At 42.8% G+C, this 16,425-nt stretch carries 16 protein-coding genes; 1 reads left to right on the top strand and 15 read right to left on the bottom strand.

Going from position 1 to position 16,425, the window contains the following annotated elements; all coding sequences use genetic code 11:
• Positions 1-303: 303 nt before the first annotated feature.
• The 11 genes from pflA to EII37_RS08350 all read right to left on the bottom strand — a co-directional run bounded on the left by pflA (position 304) and on the right by EII37_RS08350 (position 10,111).
• Positions 304-1,098 (bottom strand): pyruvate formate-lyase-activating protein, encoded by a 795-nt coding sequence (gene pflA, locus EII37_RS08400; protein WP_001288286.1) that lies wholly within the window; start codon positions 1,096-1,098, stop codon positions 304-306.
• 113 nt (positions 1,099-1,211) lie between these two features.
• Positions 1,212-2,474: a diaminopimelate decarboxylase gene (locus tag EII37_RS08395; protein ID WP_124788252.1), complete on the bottom strand. Its 1,263-nt coding sequence runs from the start codon at positions 2,472-2,474 to the stop codon at positions 1,212-1,214.
• 66 nt (positions 2,475-2,540) lie between these two features.
• Positions 2,541-3,368: a pur operon repressor gene (gene purR, locus EII37_RS08390; RefSeq protein ID WP_124788251.1), complete on the bottom strand. Its 828-nt coding sequence runs from the start codon at positions 3,366-3,368 to the stop codon at positions 2,541-2,543.
• 105 nt (positions 3,369-3,473) lie between these two features.
• Positions 3,474-4,415, bottom strand: a complete 942-nt coding sequence (locus tag EII37_RS08385; RefSeq protein ID WP_124788250.1) for a 3'-5' exoribonuclease YhaM family protein — start codon at positions 4,413-4,415, stop codon at positions 3,474-3,476.
• The gene (gene rmuC / locus EII37_RS08380; protein WP_185695986.1) at positions 4,405-5,661 is read right to left on the bottom strand and encodes a DNA recombination protein RmuC; all 1,257 of its coding nucleotides are present in this window, start codon (positions 5,659-5,661) and stop codon (positions 4,405-4,407) included. Before rmuC ends, EII37_RS08385 begins: the two co-directional genes overlap by 11 nt.
• A gap of 1 nt (position 5,662) precedes the next feature.
• On the bottom strand, positions 5,663-6,325 hold the full coding sequence (locus EII37_RS08375) for a thiamine diphosphokinase (RefSeq protein ID WP_124788248.1): 663 nt from the start codon (positions 6,323-6,325) through the stop codon (positions 5,663-5,665).
• Complete coding sequence (gene rpe / locus EII37_RS08370) at positions 6,288-6,944, bottom strand: ribulose-phosphate 3-epimerase (protein ID WP_124788247.1); 657 nt, start codon at positions 6,942-6,944, stop codon at positions 6,288-6,290. The genes EII37_RS08375 and rpe overlap by 38 nt, the downstream gene beginning before the upstream one ends.
• Positions 6,945-6,954: 10 nt before the next feature.
• Complete coding sequence (rsgA, locus tag EII37_RS08365; RefSeq protein WP_124788246.1) at positions 6,955-7,833, bottom strand: ribosome small subunit-dependent GTPase A; 879 nt, start codon at positions 7,831-7,833, stop codon at positions 6,955-6,957.
• Position 7,834: 1 nt separating this feature from the next.
• Positions 7,835-8,707 carry a 16S rRNA (adenine(1518)-N(6)/adenine(1519)-N(6))-dimethyltransferase RsmA gene (rsmA, locus tag EII37_RS08360; RefSeq protein WP_124788245.1) on the bottom strand — a complete coding sequence of 291 codons (873 nt, stop codon included), beginning with the start codon at positions 8,705-8,707 and terminating at the stop codon, positions 7,835-7,837.
• Positions 8,708-8,771: 64 nt separating this feature from the next.
• On the bottom strand, positions 8,772-9,338 hold the full coding sequence (rnmV, locus tag EII37_RS08355; RefSeq protein ID WP_124788244.1) for a ribonuclease M5: 567 nt from the start codon (positions 9,336-9,338) through the stop codon (positions 8,772-8,774).
• Complete coding sequence (locus EII37_RS08350; RefSeq protein WP_049532204.1) at positions 9,338-10,111, bottom strand: TatD family hydrolase; 774 nt, start codon at positions 10,109-10,111, stop codon at positions 9,338-9,340. The genes rnmV and EII37_RS08350 overlap by 1 nt, the downstream gene beginning before the upstream one ends.
• A 157-nt stretch (positions 10,112-10,268) precedes the next feature.
• Here EII37_RS08350 and EII37_RS08345 point away from each other — a divergent pair, with 157 nt between their 5' ends.
• Positions 10,269-12,113, top strand: coding sequence for an APC family permease (locus EII37_RS08345; protein WP_124788243.1), 1,845 nt, complete (start codon positions 10,269-10,271; stop codon positions 12,111-12,113).
• A 196-nt stretch (positions 12,114-12,309) separates the two neighbouring features.
• On the opposite strand, the gene EII37_RS08340 is transcribed toward EII37_RS08345, so the two are convergent.
• The 4 genes from EII37_RS08340 to EII37_RS08325 all read right to left on the bottom strand — a co-directional run bounded on the left by EII37_RS08340 (position 12,310) and on the right by EII37_RS08325 (position 16,354).
• Positions 12,310-14,274, bottom strand: a complete 1,965-nt coding sequence (locus EII37_RS08340; RefSeq protein ID WP_124788242.1) for a peptide ABC transporter substrate-binding protein — start codon at positions 14,272-14,274, stop codon at positions 12,310-12,312.
• A 136-nt stretch (positions 14,275-14,410) separates the two neighbouring features.
• Positions 14,411-14,545, bottom strand: a complete 135-nt coding sequence (rpmH, locus tag EII37_RS08335; protein ID WP_000831905.1) for a 50S ribosomal protein L34 — start codon at positions 14,543-14,545, stop codon at positions 14,411-14,413.
• A gap of 144 nt (positions 14,546-14,689) precedes the next feature.
• A complete protein-coding gene (locus EII37_RS08330) occupies positions 14,690-15,904 on the bottom strand; it encodes a pyridoxal phosphate-dependent aminotransferase (RefSeq protein ID WP_124788241.1) in 1,215 nt (404 codons plus the stop codon).
• A 156-nt stretch (positions 15,905-16,060) separates the two neighbouring features.
• Positions 16,061-16,354, bottom strand: coding sequence for a hypothetical protein (locus EII37_RS08325; protein ID WP_185695985.1), 294 nt, complete (start codon positions 16,352-16,354; stop codon positions 16,061-16,063).
• Positions 16,355-16,425 lie beyond the last annotated feature (71 nt).

Below are 16,425 nucleotides of genomic sequence, written 5' to 3'. Positions count from 1 at the left end.
TAACAATGCCGAAATTCCATGTATGACGTTTAAACAATGTTTTAAATACTTTCATAACTTCCTCCTTTATCTTGATACAAATAGTTTAGCTGATTTCAGATATCTATGTTATGACTTTCTCTGAAATGTTAATTTCTTCTGCTGAAATGCTTAGAGTAGAAAATCTGCTTTCAGTTAAGAATTGCGTTAAAGTCTCTAATTGATTTGTTCGCATTCTATTTCAAGCTACTATAATTTCAGACAATAAGTCTATTTTATTTATATATAAACTTAAAAGCCCGATGTTTCCATCAGGCTTCCTTTTTATCCATGTACACGTTTCATATAGTCTTGGTAACTTTCGGTATCCATGAGTTTTTTAGCGTTCTTAACGCGATCTGCTGTTGGTGGTTTGACCCCTTCGAGCGAATAAGGAATTCCCAATTCACGCCACTTGAACTCACCCATGGTGTGATAAGGTAGAATTTCAAATTTATCAACATTTTTGAGGGTCTTGACGAACTTACCAAGTTCAATCAAGTCATCATCTCTATCTGTCAAACCTGGAACTAGCACGTGGCGAATCCAGACAGGTTTTCCAATATCTGATAGATACTGGGCACAGGCCAAAATATTTTTATTGGTTTGGCTAGTAACAATCTTGTGCTGTTCTTCGTTGATTTCCTTGATATCCAAGAGAACCAAGTCAGTAACAGCCATGAGTTTGTCAAACTTTTCAAGGTAACGTGGTTTATTACGGAAAGGCAGTGCACAGGTATCCAAGGTACAGTGGATTCCGTGTTCTTTGGCCTTGGTAAAGAGGGCAATCAAGAAATCAATCTGCAAGAGGGCTTCTCCTCCACTGACTGTAATACCACCCTTATTCCCCCAGAAACCGCGGTAGCGCAAGGCCTCTGTCAAGACATCATCTACCGTCCGTTCACGTGACTTATTGGACTCCATAGCCCAAGTATCTGGGTTATGGCAATACTGGCAACGCATGTGACAGCCCTGCAAAAAGACAATAAAGCGAATACCAGGTCCGTCTACCGAACCAAAGCTCTCCGTTGAATGCACCATTCCTGTCACTTGTCCATAATCAATTGTTTCTTCAGACATATCGTTACCTTCCTTGAAAACGTTTTATAGTTTTATTATATCACGACTTGAAGGAAAAACAAGATTTTTGTCTATTTTTTAGAAAGCAATCTGTTTTTCAATTTCATTTTCAATTACTTCTCAGATTCTTCTTCAAAATCAAAACCATACAAGGTTGCAAAATAGTCCTCAGGGCGCTCTGCACGGCGGATTTGACGGGCTTTGCCTTCTTCAGTATAAAGAATTTCCGCAGAACGAAGTTTAGCATTATACTGGTAGCCCATTGAAAAACCGTGGGCACCTGTATCATGAATGACCAGTAAATCACCGATTTCTGTATGAGGCAGTTTGCGATTTACTGCAAATTTATCATTGTTTTCACAGAGTGAACCAACCACATCTACCACTTCAGCTGGTCCATCTGGATGAGTCATGTTGCTAATATGATGGTAAGCTCCGTACATAGCTGGACGCATGAGGTTGACTGCTGATGCATCCACACCTAGATAGGTACGGTAGGTTTTCTTCTTATGAGTGACTCTTGTAACCAAAGCACCGTGAGGTGCCAACATAAAACGACCCAATTCGGTAAAAATCTTGACCTGACCAAGACCTGCTGTCGTAAGAACCTCTTCATACACCTTACGAACTCCCTCACCAATCAAGGCAATATCGTTTGGCTCCTGCTCAGGACGATAATTGACCCCAATACCGCCAGAAAGATTGATAAAGTCTAGCGAAATACCCAACTTTTCCTTGATTTCAACAGCCAATTCAAAAAGCTGACGAGCCAACTCTGGATAATAGAGATGGGTCACGGTATTGGACGCTAGGAAAGAGTGAATCCCAAAAGTCTTGGCTCCTTTTTCCTTCAAGATGGCAAAAGCTTCAAAGAGCTGGTCCTTGGTCATGCCAAACTTGGCTTCTCCAGGATTGTCCATGATGTCTGTCCCTAGCTCAAAAACACCTCCAGGATTGTAACGACATGAGATGATTTCTGGAATGCCTGCTGCATGCTCTAGATGTTTAATATCTTCAAAGGCATCCAAGTTAATGGTCGCACCCAATTCACGCGCATAGGCATATTCCTTGTCTGGCGTGTTGTTTGAAGAGAACATGATCTCAGAGCCTGGAAAATCCAGTTTATGGCTCATCAAAAGCTCCACATAACTAGAGCAGTCCACACCGCAACCTTCCTCTTGGAGAATTTTCAAAATAGCTGGAGTTGGAGTAGCCTTAACTGCAAAATATTCCTTAAAGCCCTTGTTCCACGAAAAGGCTTGGTTGACGGCCCTTGCCTTCTCACGAATCCCCTTCTCATCATACAAGTGAAAGGGAGTCGGGAACTCAGCAACAATCTTTTCTAAGTCTTCTTTATTAATAAATGGTGTTTTCATAAGTTTCCTTCTATTCTATTTGCAAAGAAAGGCTGGGACAATCGTTCCAACCTTTAGTTCTATCTCTTATTTATCTCCGTCAAAGATATTACCAACTTCAACATCAATGGCTTGGTTCTTGACATCAATATTGGTTACCTTCAAGAGTGACTTGTAGTCAAACTGCTTTTCACGTTCTTCTTGGGCATTGTCCGCAAAGACCGCTACACCAGCCAATTCTGAATCAAACTCACGCAAGAGACTAATCATCCCATTGACAGTTCCTCCGCCTTTCAAGAAGTCATCCACAATCAAGACACGGCTGCCTGCCTTGAGACTACGTTTTGAAAGGAACATTTTCTCAATGCGGTCACCACTTGAACCTGAAACATAGTTGACGCTAACCGTTGAACCTTCGGTAATTTTCAAGTCACGGCGCACAATGACAAAGGGAACATTGAGTACATTAGCAACTGCATTTGCAAGTGGAACACCCTTGGTCGCTACTGTCATAACCGCGTCAATTTTTTGGTCCATAAAGCTCTTGGCAATAATACGACCAATATTTTTCAAGATAGCTGGTGTGCTAAGCAGATCAGACAGGTAGATGTAACCACCTGGCAAGATACGGTCACTTTCTGACAACTTAGCACGCAAATCCTCAACCATTTCCTTGGCATCATGACTTGAGATTGATGGTGTGAAGATGACACCTCCACCAGCCCCAGTCACAGTCTGAATATGACCGATTTCAATTTCCTCAAAGGCGCGTTTGATAATGACGATATCTTCTGAGATGGATGATTTAGCGGATTCGTACTTTTCAGCAAAAGTATTGAGACTAGTTAGTTTATAAGGATTATTAATCAAATAGTTGGAAATGACAACCATCCGATCACTTCTTCTTAATTTCATTTCTATTTCCCACTTCATTTAATTTTGATATTTTATCTATTATACCATATTCACATAAAAAAACGAACATTCTTATCCTAAAAAATGCTCATTTTTCTTAAATTATTAATCTAAATCTGGTTTATAGAAGGAACGATTGTCCATAGCGAAAATTTTATTGGTCATCTCTCCTTTATCCACCAAAGCCAGAGCTGTTGACATCATCATCATGCTTGCATCCAGATTGTCAATCATATGGATAATCTCTGCTTCCATAATACGTGGACGGACTGGACTTCCATACTCAAGTAAGCCGTGGTGACTGAGGATAACGTGACGAAGCAAAACGACTTCTTCCTTGGTATCATCGATGCCGAGTTCCATCACTGTCTTGGTAATTTCACTATCAATCAGAGCGATATGTCCAAGAAGATTGCCTCGCACTGTATACTCAGTCTGGTCTGGCCCCGTCAACTCAATGACCTTAGCCAAGTCATGCAGCATAATCCCTGCATAGAGCAGGTTCTTATTGAGCTGAGGATAGACCTCGCTAATAGCATCTGCCAAACGCACCATGGTCGCCGTATGATAAGCCAAACCCGTTTCAAAGGCATGGTGGTTGGTCTTGGCAGCTGGATAAGAGTAGAATTCCTTATCATACTTGGTGTAGAGCTTTCGGACAATCCGTTGCCAAACAGGATTTTCAATTTTGAAAATCATTTGCGACATATAGTCACGGATTTCCTTGACATCAACTGGCGACTTGACCTTGAAATCAGCTGGATCATTGGGTTCGCCAGGTTGAGGCAGGCGGAGAGTAATTTGATTGACTTGAGGGGTGTTGTTATAAACTTCTCGGCGCCCTTTCATGTGGACAACCTTACCTGCGGTAAAGGCCTCAATGTTATGAAGTTGGGCATCCCAGAGCTTCCCATCAATCTCGCCACTATCATCTTGGAAGGTAAAGGCTAGGTAGTTTTTCCCAGCTCGAGTTTGCCTCAGGTCAGCTGATTTGATTAGGTAAAATCCTTCAAACAGCTCATCTTTTTTCATGTGACTAATCTTCATATTCTTCCTCATCTTCTTGGAAATGGAGTAGATCAAGCGCAGGCTCACCTTCCGATAACTCAATGTGACGGAGAGTTCGCTCGATAGCTGTGGTGCGACGGTTTAATAATTCATCAATATTGCCAGAGGCATGTTGAAGATGCTTTTGTGCCTTGACCAGAATACCACCAAACTTGCTAAACTCAGTCTTGACGCTAGCAAGAGTCTTGCTGATATGGTCGGCACTTTTTTGGATATTGAGAGTCTTGAAGCCAACTGATAGGGAATTAAGGAGGGCTGATAGGGTACTTGGACCTGCGACAATAATCTGCTCCTCCCGTCTCAAATCATCAAAGAAGACAGGATTGCGGACGATTTCTGAGTAGAGACCTTCTGTCGGAACAAACAAAACTCCAAAATTGGTCGTCCGAGGTGGTGCTATGTACTTGTTCTTGATATCCTTGGCAAAGCGCTTGACGCTTGCTAAAAGCGATTTACGACAGCGTTCGATCTCGTCCTTGTCACCCGCTTCATAGGCTTCTTCTAAGCGGTAATAATCTGCCAGTGGAAACTTGGAGTCAATCGGTAAGTAGACATATTCCTGGTCACCCTGTCCAGGCAACTTAATGGCATACTCCACTCGTTCACTGGAGTTTTCAACCGTTGCATATTCTCGTTCGTACTGGGCAGGGGTCATAATGTCCTCGATGATTTGCCCCAATTGCAATTCACCCAGAATTCCTCGCGTCTTAGTTCCAGAGAGAACCTTGTTGAGAGCTCCGACATCGCGAGCAACTGTCTGCATCTCTCCCAGACCACGATTGACAGACTCCAATTGCTTGGAAACTGTCTCAAAGGAAGCCTGCAAGCGTGTCTGTAAGGTCTTTTCTAGTTTTTCCTCGACTGTTTGGCGCATTTGTTCCAAACGTTGCTCATTTGATTCCTGCAAGGCTTGAAGACGTTGGTCGGTCTTGTCTCTAGTTTTCAAAAGATTATCTGTCATTTCTTGACGGACCTGAGTCAGACCTTGGTGCAATTCCATTCGCACTTCTTGCAAACGGTCACTGACAGCTACTTCCAAGTCTTTTTGATTCAGCTGGCTGGCTTGTCTGGCTTGTTCAAAGCGGTAATCCAACTGGTCTGACAAGTGATCTGCCTGATCCTCCAAGCTCTTACTGAGATGTTTTTCCTGCTTATCCTGCCTCTGCCAAATCAGAAAGAGTCCAGCTAGGTTGGCAATTAATAATAGAACAAGTAAACTTTCCATCTTACCTCCTGTCCTTGCTATGCAGTACAACCACATAGCCATCTGGGCAAGTCACTGACACTTCCCTATCTATATATTCGTTAGAAGCGTACACTTTTTTAAAGAAAAAATTGTCCTCTGTCAACTCATACTTAGCTCCGAGAATGGTCAGCTGGCTATCCCGAACTGGCATAAAGGCTAGATAGTCGTAGTCTGAACGAGGTTCTAGCTGACTGGTCCCTTCTGGACAATAAGTAATCAAGTTTTGTCCATCCTCAATCGCTATCTGGCGCATATAGGGCACCAACTTGGGATTACTAGGCAGAAAGACATTAGCCAACATATGGTCAATACGACCACCCAAAGCACCGAAAATAGTGACTTGAGCCTGAGGATTTTGTTCAAAGATGGTTAAGAGAGCCAATTCCAAATCAGTATCATCTTTTTCTGGTCGGGCTTGAACAAAATGCTGGGCACGTTTTTGAATCACCTGTCGCTCTTCTTCGGTCACAGAATCAAAATCTCCAACTGCTAGAGCAAGAGGCAAATCTTCTTCCAAGACCCAGAGCGAGCCTCTATCCACACCAACAAAAGCATCAAAATCTGTCCGATAATGACCGCGGTCTCCGCCTGCAAAAACGGCAACCCTAGTCCAGTTGTTTTCTGAGAGTTTGTACTCGCTCATTGACATCTCCCTTAAAGACATAGGAACCTGCTACAAAAACGGTCGCACCAGCTTCTTTGGCTTGAGCAATCGTTTTATCATCAATCCCACCATCCACTTCAATCTCAAAGTTCAAACCTTTTTCATCACGAAGGGCAACCAGCTCACGAACCTTATCCATGGTTTCTGGCAGAAAGGCTTGACCACCAAATCCAGGGTTAACTGTCATGACTAGGACTTGGTCAACTAGATGAAGGACGTGCTTGATAGCTTCAACAGGCGTACCAGGATTGATAACAACAGATGGCTTGACACCGAGTGAACGAATTTTTTGGAGGGCACCATGAATATGAGGCGTTGCTTCTACATGGATGCTGATGATATCTGCTCCCGCACGCGCAAAGTCTTCCAGATGATGCTCTGGATTAGCTACCATCAAATGGCAGTCAAAGACCATCTTGCTATGGGGACGAAGAGATTCGACCACACCCGCACCAAAACTGATTTGTGGCACAAAATGACCATCCATGATATCGATATGGGCATATTCTGCACCAGTTGCTTCTAGACGTTTGATTTCACGTTCAAAGTTGGCATAATCTGCTGCCAGAATTGACGGAGCAATCTTGTATTGAGACATAGGTTTCTCCTTATTTTGGAATTTTTTTGCTGACTTTTTTGTAGGTTTCTCTACGATTTTCAATTTCGCTAAGGAATTGCAGGTAGTTGTCAAAACGGAAGGACGCAATGACTCCCTCCTCGACTGCTGGCTTCACTGCACAGGACGGCTCGTGGGTATGGGTACAAGTACGGAATTTGCAGTCTCGACTGACACTATCAATCTCTGGAAAGGCCTGATTAAGTTCTTCAGCCGTTGACACTTCATAATCCAGTGATGAAAAACCTGGTGTGTCCGCGATTTTACCCCCATTAAGGTTGTAAAAACTAACAGCTCGAGTGGTATGACGACCACGACCCAGACTGTCTGAAATTTCTCCTGTTTCAAGATTAAGGTCTGGTGCGATTTTATTGAGAAGAGTTGACTTCCCAACACCTGTCTGCCCCATAAAGACCGTAACCTTTCCTGTTAACAAAGGCAGGAGTTCCTCTTTACTGGTCACAAAGTCATAGCCGATGTCACCATAAGTCTGTTCATAAAAATCCAATTCTCCTCTATCTTCCAACAAATCCATCTTGGAAATATAGACAATGGGATGGATGCCCTTGTGTTCCAAAAGAACCAAGAAGCGATCCAGCAAATTGCTGTTGAAGTCCGGTTCCTTGACAGACATGATCACTACAGCTTGGTCAATATTGACAATAGGCGGACGGACCAGACTATTTTTCCGTTCGTGAATCTTGAGGATATAGCCCTCTGAATTTTCCTCGGCAGAAAAGTCGACCAAATCCCCAACGTAGGGAGTATGGCCTTTTTTACGGAAATTCCCACGCGCGCGTGTTTGATAAACCTTGCCCTCACTCTCTACATAGTAGAATCCAGCCAAGGCTTTAATGATTTGTCCCTGCATCTTAGAGTCCTTGCCCTTTAAGTGCGTCTGCTAGGCTAGCAAACTCTACCAAGCTGAGAGCTTCCCCACGCACACTTGGTGACAAACCTGCTTGGTCCAAGGCCTTGGTCAGCTTGTCCTTGACCTCTTCAGTCTTGCCAAAGTAACCTGTCAAGTTATTCCACAAGGTCTTGCGGCGATGGGTAAAACTAGCCTTGGAAACCTTAAAGAAGAAGTTCTCATCTTCTACTGCTACGGCTGGTTCTGGACGACGTACCATTTTCAAAATAGCAGAGTCCACGTTTGGCGCTGGCACAAATACCGTACGAGGTACGATGAAGGCAACCTTGGCAGTCATGTAGTACTGAACCGCAATCGACAAGCTACCATAAGCCTTGGTATTCGGTTGAGCGGAAATGCGGTCCGCCACTTCCTTTTGCATCATGACCACAAACTCACTAAAAGGAATCCCACTTTCAATCAAGTGCATGAGAATGGGCGTCGTGATGTAGTAAGGCAAATTAGCCACTACCTTGATGGGCAGGTCAGGATTTTTAAAATTCTGGATATGTTGCGCCAAATCAACCTTGAGAATGTCCTCGTTAACCACGGTCACATTGTCAAAATCACGCAAGGTATCTGCCAAAATCGGTACCAAACGGTGGTCGATTTCAAAGGCCATAACCTGAGCTGCACGCTCAGCCAAAAACTCCGTCAAGGCACCAATACCTGGCCCAATTTCGATAACATTAACCTGGTCATCAATTTCAGCTGTATCCACGATTTTTTGAAGGATATTGGTATCCGTCAAGAAATTTTGCCCAAAGGATTTTTTAAAGGTAAAACCGTGACGCTCCAGCACTGCCTTGGTCACGCTATAATCTGCAATTCTCATCTATTCTCTTTTCTATTATCTGTTACTACTATTGTAACACATTCCCCTTACATTTTGTGTCTGCTTAGCTATCCTCATAAGATTTCATAGCTTCTTCCACTTCTGCCAAGGTGACCCCAAACAACTCTAAGCGCTTGAGGAGTTGCTTGCCGTTAGAATAGCCAATTCGGAGAGCCTCTCCTAGATATTCTCGTCGCTTACGGCTATCTGCCCCTGCTAGAAAACCAAGGCGAATCAAGTCGCTACGACTGATATCAAACTGACTCTCATGTTCAAATTGTTCTGTTACCTGAGCTAGAGCCGTTTTCAGGTCTTCATAACTGGCATGCTCAATTCCCAGAGAACACCCCTTGGTTTTGGACTTAGGAACAGCTTCTTCTCGTTTGAGGAAGGCATGCTGAACCGTTGGAATGGCCGTCATAATCATGCGCCGAATCCGCTCCCCATTAAAATCTGGGTCTGTAAAGACAATGACCCCATGACGTTGGTGCAGACGCTGAATCCGCTCTATATCCTGGTCATTGATGGCAGAACCTCGAGTCTCATAGGTCTCTACATTGAAATAGCGTTTGAGATTGGCCGTATCATCACGCCCTTCAACCACGATGACTTGGGAAATTTTCTCTCTCATTACTTGCTGTCCAATCCAAAAATTCGCTCTGCATTTGCAGTTGTTACCGTCGCTAGCTCTTCTGCCGTCATCCCACGCAAGTCAGCTATAAAGTCCACTACATAGCGAGTATAGGCTGTTTTATTTTCACGACCACGCTTGGGTACAGGTGCTAAGTAGGGCGCATCTGTTTCCACCAAAATCTTGTCCAAAGGTAACTCTTTAGCTGCTTCTTGGATGTCAGTTGCCTTCTTGAAAGTCACCACTCCTGAGAAGGAAATGATCATACCAAGCTCCACAAACTTCTCTGCCCACTCAAGCGTCCCTGAAAATGAATGCATGATACCACCTCGGGGACCAACTCCCTCGCTCTTAATAATCTCATAGGTATCTTCCAGCGCATCACGGGTATGGACAACAAAAGGCAAATCCAAGTCCTTAGATAGCTGAATCTGACGACGAAAAACCTGCTCCTGTACTTCTTTTGGCGCTGTCATCCAATGGTAGTCTAAACCAATTTCACCTAAAGCAACAACCTTGGGATGCTTGAGCTTGTCAAGCAAGTAGGCTTCAATCTCCTCTGTATACGTCCCAGCTTCTGTCGGATGCCAACCAATAGTCGCGTAAAGTTGGTCATACTCATCTACCAACTCCAAGGCACGCTCTATCGTCGGTTGATCAAAACCAACAATATTCATCTGTGTCACACCCATCTCAGCAGCCAAGGCAATTTCTTCTGCCTCACGACCTGCAAATTCTTCTACATTCAAGTGTGTATGTGTATCAAAAATCATCTCTTCTAACCTCGTTTTCTATCTACTATTATAGCAAAAAAACTGACCTCTCTCCTCATCTGAAAAAAATATTCTAAAACCCATCATCATCTCTTGACGCTCTTTTTCCAAAGCAGTATAATAACACTTATTGAATTTTTCAACAAAGGAAATAACTATGTTTACAAAATTAAAACAGACCTTTATCGGTCGTCCTCTTAAGTCCTTAACCGAAGGCGAAGGGGGACTACTGGGAAAAATGCAGGCACTAGCCATGTTGTCAAGCGACGCTTTGTCCTCCATCGCCTATGGACCTGAGCAAGTAGTCCTGGTCTTGGCTAGTCTCTCTCCTCTAGCTATATGGTGGAGCCTTCCTATCGGCCTCTTTGTCCTCCTGCTCTTAGCTAGTCTGACCGTTTCCTACCGTCAAATCATCCATGCCTACCCTCAAGGGGGAGGGGCCTATATGGTTACTCGAGAAAATCTATCTCCCCAACTTGGTTTGATCGCTGGAGGTAGTCTTCTGGTTGACTATATGTTGACCGTAGCGGTATCCGTTGCATCTGGAGCTGACGCTATCACAGCAGCTCTTCCTGCTCTTCACCCCTACAACCTCCACATCTCCATTTTTCTGGTTTGCTTGCTCATGCTCTTGAACTTACGGGGCTTAAAAGAATCTGCCAGTTCACTGATGATTCCTGTCTATCTCTTTATCATCAGTACTGTCTTTCTATTACTCTATGGAATCTTTCAACTAGTGACAGGTACTCTCAGCTATCAGGCTACTTCACCTATTGGGCATGCTGTTCCGAGCCTGTCTATCGTTCTCATTCTAAGAGCTTTTACCAGCGGCTCTGCCTCTCTGACAGGGGTTGAAGCTATTTCAAATGCCGTTCCCTTTTTCAAAGTTCCCAAAGAAAAGAATGCCGCTCAAACCTTGACCATTATGTCACTGATTTTAGGTTTTCTTTTTGCTGGTATCACCTTCCTAAACTACTGGATGGGGATTATGCCTCAACACGGAGAAACTATTCTTTCACAGATGGCTCAAGGCATCCTCGGCACTTCCTTCTTAGGCCACCTTGGCTATTATATCTTCCAATTCTCCACAGCCTTGATTTTGGCCGTAGCAGCAAATACTGGCTTTTCAGCCTTTCCTATGCTGGCTTACAATATGGCTAAAAACAAATACATGCCCCATCTCTTTATGGAAAAAGGAGACCGCCTAGGCTACTCCAATGGAATTTTAACTCTGGCTTTTGGGGCTATGATTCTTCTTCTCATTTTTAATGGCAATACAGAACGCTTGATTCCTCTTTATACTATCGGGGTCTTCGTTCCCTTCGCCCTATCTCAGACTGGGATGATTCGTCATTGGAAAAAGGAAAAAGGAGCAAACTTCTTAAAACTTGCTCTTGCTAATATCCTTGGGGCAATCATTTGCTACGCGATTGTACTAATCTTGCTCTTTTTCCGTCTCAGTGATATCTGGCCCTTCTTCCCGATTATTCTCGTTCTCACCCTACTCTTCTTGGCAATTCACAGTCATTACCAAAAAGTAGCCCAACAACTGCGACTCTATGAAGGAATCGAAAAACGTACTTACGACGGCAATCTGGTTCTGGTCCTAGTAGGAAATGTCACCCGAGTCAGCGTCGGAGCCATTAACTACGCTCAAAGTATCGGTGACGAAGTCCTAGCCATGCATATTTCTACCAAGGAAACAGCAGAAAAAGATCAAGAAATTCTCCAAGAATTTGCCGATTACTTCCCAACCATTACTCTGAAAAATATCAAGACTAGCTATCGCGACATCATCACCCCTACTGTCAAGTATGTCAAACGGATTTCCGAGGAAGCACAGAAAAAGAACTATACAGTCACTGTCCTCGTTCCCCAGTTTATCCCTAATAAACCTTGGCAGAATATCCTGCACAATCAGATGAGTCTCAAACTCAAATACGCCCTTCGTTGGCACCAAGATGTCGTTGTCGCTAGCTATTCTTATCACTTAAAAGAATAAAGAAAAGGCCCTACCAGAACCAAGAAGCATCTGGTAAGGCCTTTTTCTAAATCCAGTCACTATGCTTATACTCAATGAAAATCAAAGAGCAAACTAGGAAGCTAGCCGCAGGCTGTACTTGAGTACGGCAAGGCAACGCTGACGTGGTTTGAAGAGATTTTCATTGAGTATTAACTGAAAAGAATGACTAGGAATATTATTGAATGTGGTTAGCTAAATCTTCCTGAGCTTTTTTATTTGACTCAGCTTTTTCTTTCAGCCATTTTTCATAGAGTTCTTGGTATTGTTTAGCAGTTACTGGCTCTTTTTGCAATTCAACATATTTGTAGTTGTCCGCATTTCCCTTATGACCAACAAATGAGAATGGACCTGTAAACGGTACAGTCTTACGGAAGAGTGGATTGGCTCCGCCACTTTGAACTGGTAGGAAGAGGGCGCTATCTGTCAACCAAGCTTGGGCGTCAGCATATTTTTCATAGCGAGCCTGAGTATCTGTGATTTCAGCGTCTGCCTGATCCAAGAGTTTCTTGTAGTCAACAAGACCAATCTTATCCTTAACTTCCTTGTCTTTTCCTTCAGACAAGCCCATGTTTTTCAACTGAGAACCTGTCTCTGGGTCAAGGATAGCTAGGTAAGTCTTAGGATCTGAGTAGTCTCCACCCCATCCTGAGACGTCAATATCGTAGTCTTTTTGTTCTGCTGTATCTGCAAAGTAGGTTGCCTGGTCTTTTTCATCTGGAGAAAGTTGGATAACATCGATGATAACATTATCCTTACCAAGAGTGGCTTCTACTGTTTGCTTGAGAGAGCCAGCCTGTTGCACATCTAACTTAGCAGTCTGGTCAACTGGCATATCCAAATGAATTGGGAAGGTTACTCCCTGAGCTTGCAGACTTTCTTTGGCCTTAGCAAACTTCTCTTTTGCCTTGTCAGGATTCAAGAAGGCTTGCTTACCATCGTTTAGGTTGATATTTGCCCAATCTTTACCGTAGTTGACAATTTTTTCATTGACAATATCACCGAAGTTCTTATCGCCAACTTGGACAAAGTTACTTGGTGTAATCGTGTTACGCAAAATACGGTCTGCTCCATCTTCACCATTTGTCTGCGCCGCATAGGCATGACGGTCAAAGGCAAAATTGATAGCCTGACGGAAATCTTTATTTTGCATAGCTGCGCGTGAATCTGTCTTTTCCTTATCAGACTGTTTCATAGTCTGCTTGTAACTTTGACGATTCACGTTGAAAAGATAATAGAAAGTAACTGAGTTTTGCGGTGTATAGGTAATCTTGTCCTCATTTCCCTTCTTGAGTTCAGCAAAGACTGAACTTGTTGGGAAGATACGGCCATCAGTATAGTTACCATCCAAGAAACCTCTAGCAATGCTGTCTTGGTCAGAACCGTCAAAGAAAGAGAGCTTCACTTTCTCAATTTTGACATTGTCCTTATCCCAATAGTTAGGATTTTTATCAAATTCAATCAAAGATTTTGATGTGAAGGACTTAAACAAGTAAGGACCATTTGACAAGATACTTGATGGCGTCACACTTCCAAAGTCATCTCCCTTAGACTTCAAGAAGGCTTCGTTTACAGGACTAAGGATACTTGCTGTTGTTTTAGAGTTCCAATAAGTCTCAGGTTGATTGAGGGTGTATTGTAGCGTGTAATCATCCACTGCCTTAACACCAACAGTTCCAAAATCAGATGATTTCCCTTCAACATAGTCTGCTAGCCCTTTGATAGAGTCTTGTACCAAGTACAAGTTTTCAGCCTTTTTATCAGCCGCATACTTTAGACCAGTCACAAAGTCATGAGCTGTTACATCCGCATACTCTTCTCCTTCAGAAGTGTACCATTTTGCCCCCTGACGGATCTTATAAGTGTAGGTCAAACCATCTTTTGACACAGTCCATGACTCAGCCATAGACGGGATAAGATTGCCGTACTGGTCATTTTCCAACAAACCATCAATCAAGTTGGTTGTGATACTAGATGTAGAGTCTCGGGTAGAAGTAATATAATCCAAGGTATCTGGGTTATTGACAAAGATATAAGAGTAAGTCTTGTCTGCATTACTTGATTGAGATGACCCACACGCTGCTAAAGCTAGACCTGCTGTCAAAGCCATAGCTCCAAAAAGCATAACTTTTGATTTCTTCATGATTATTCTCCATTTTTACAGTATGTGAAATATTATACACTATTCAAGCAAAAATATAAAGCTTTTTGTACTTTTTTACAAAAATAAAAATCAGTAGACTCGAGTTCCTACTGATTTTTGATATGGTTCGTTTGGATTATGCAGCCAAAACTTTGCGTCCTTTACGACGACGAGCTGCCAATACGCGACGACCGTTTTTAGTTGACATACGGTTACGGAATCCGTGTTTGCGCGCACGACGAAGTTTACTTGGTTGATAAGTACGTTTCACGATGAATACCTCCTCATAGATTTTGTATTCGTTTAGCCGGCTATAAAGTGATCAGTTACTAAACATACTTTACTATTCTATCTGATTCTTTTACTTTTGTCAATAGCTCAAGGCAAATGTTTCCAGCTTTTTCGAATGTAAGCCCTATCTACGATACTGTTTCAAGAAACGAGTCATCTTTTCTTGGATTTGGGCTAGTTCATCAACACGAGGAAGGTAAACGATACGGAAGTGGTCTGGTTCCTGCCAGTTGAAGCCTCGACCATGAACCAATAGAACCTTTTCCTGCTTCAAGAAATTAAGGACAAACTGCTCATCATCATCAATACGGTACATATTACGGTCGATTTTAGGGAAGATATAGAGCCCCGCCTTGGGTTTAACCGCAGAGAGACCTGGGATATCTTGAATGGCATTATAAATGAAATTTCTTTGCTCGTAAATTCGTCCACCAGGAAGGAGCAATTCATCGACTGATTGGTGGCCACCCAAAGAAGTTTGTACGACTTGTTGGGCCAAAACGTTAGAGCAAAGGCGCATATTGGACAGCATATTGAGCCCTTCGATATAGCCCTTGACATGGTGCTTAGGGCCAGACAAGACCATCCAACCCACACGGAAACCAGCAATACGGTGAGATTTTGATAGACCATTCATGCTGACACAGAAAACATCTGGTGCCAAGCTCGCCACAGGCGTATGCACATGTCCATCCATAACCATGCGGTCGTAAATTTCATCCGCAAAGATAATCAAATCGTTTTGACGGGCAATCTCAATAATCTCCAGCAAGAGTTCTTTAGGATAAAGGGCTCCAGTTGGGTTGTTTGGATTGATAAGGACGATTGCCTTGGTATTGGAAGTGATTTTTGACTTGATATCGTCAATATCTGGGTACCATTCTGCAGCTTCATCACAGATATAGTGAACGGCATTTCCTCCAGCTAGACTGACAGCCGCTGTCCAGAGAGGATAGTCTGGCATTGGGACTAAGACCTCATCCCCATTGTCCAAAAGCCCCTGCATGGACATGACAATCAACTCACTGACACCATTTCCAAGGTAGATATCATCAATATCTACGTTTGGAAATTTTTTCAATTGGCAATACTGCATGATAGCCTTACGGGCTGAGAAAATCCCTTTGGAGTCAGAATAACCTTCACTATCACGCGCATTCATAATCAAGTCATGAATGACCTCGTCTGGCGCTGTAAAGCCAAATTCTGCTGGATTTCCTGTATTCAGACGTAAAATCTTTTCTCCGTTTGCTCGCATTCGCATGGCTTCTTCCAAAACAGGACCACGGATATCATAAGCAACATGCTCTAACTTACTAGACTTGTTATATTCTTTCATCTTGTTTCCTCAATTCTTCAGGATAGTAACATTATACCACTAGAAAGAGAATGCGACAAGTTTGCTGAAATGTGTTACTAGATTCGTATAGAAGAAAAACCTCACTAAAAGCGAGGTCAAGACAGGGGAAATAGCAGGAATTTTGCCAAAGACAGATCACATACCAAAAGATAAACCTAGAAAAAGCAAGCCTAAAAAGGAGTCATAAAGAAGATTGAACATGAGGAAAAGCCCCCATATCGTCAAGTAATTCCAATGCCCACTTCGTTTAGCAACTAGGAATAAGAACAGATGGTAGAGTATATGAAAGACTAAAAAGCCGATAAAACCTGAATAAAGAAGGGGAATCAGTCTCTCTAATTGCCAGATCATGACAACTTCTACCAAGACTGAAACTAGGATGATTCCATAATAAAGGAAATTTGATTTTTGAAAAGAGTTTTTCATCATTCTCCCTCCCTTCACTTGTTTCCTGTTATCCTTTCTTTTATTTTATCATATATTTATATAGATTTTAAGCG

It is taken from the genome of Streptococcus sp. OH4692_COT-348 (assembly GCF_003859975.1).
Classification (GTDB): Bacteria; Bacillota; Bacilli; order Lactobacillales; family Streptococcaceae; genus Streptococcus.
The sequence above is the reverse complement of the archived record's forward strand: the minus strand, read 5'-3'. Positions and strand labels throughout refer to the sequence as shown.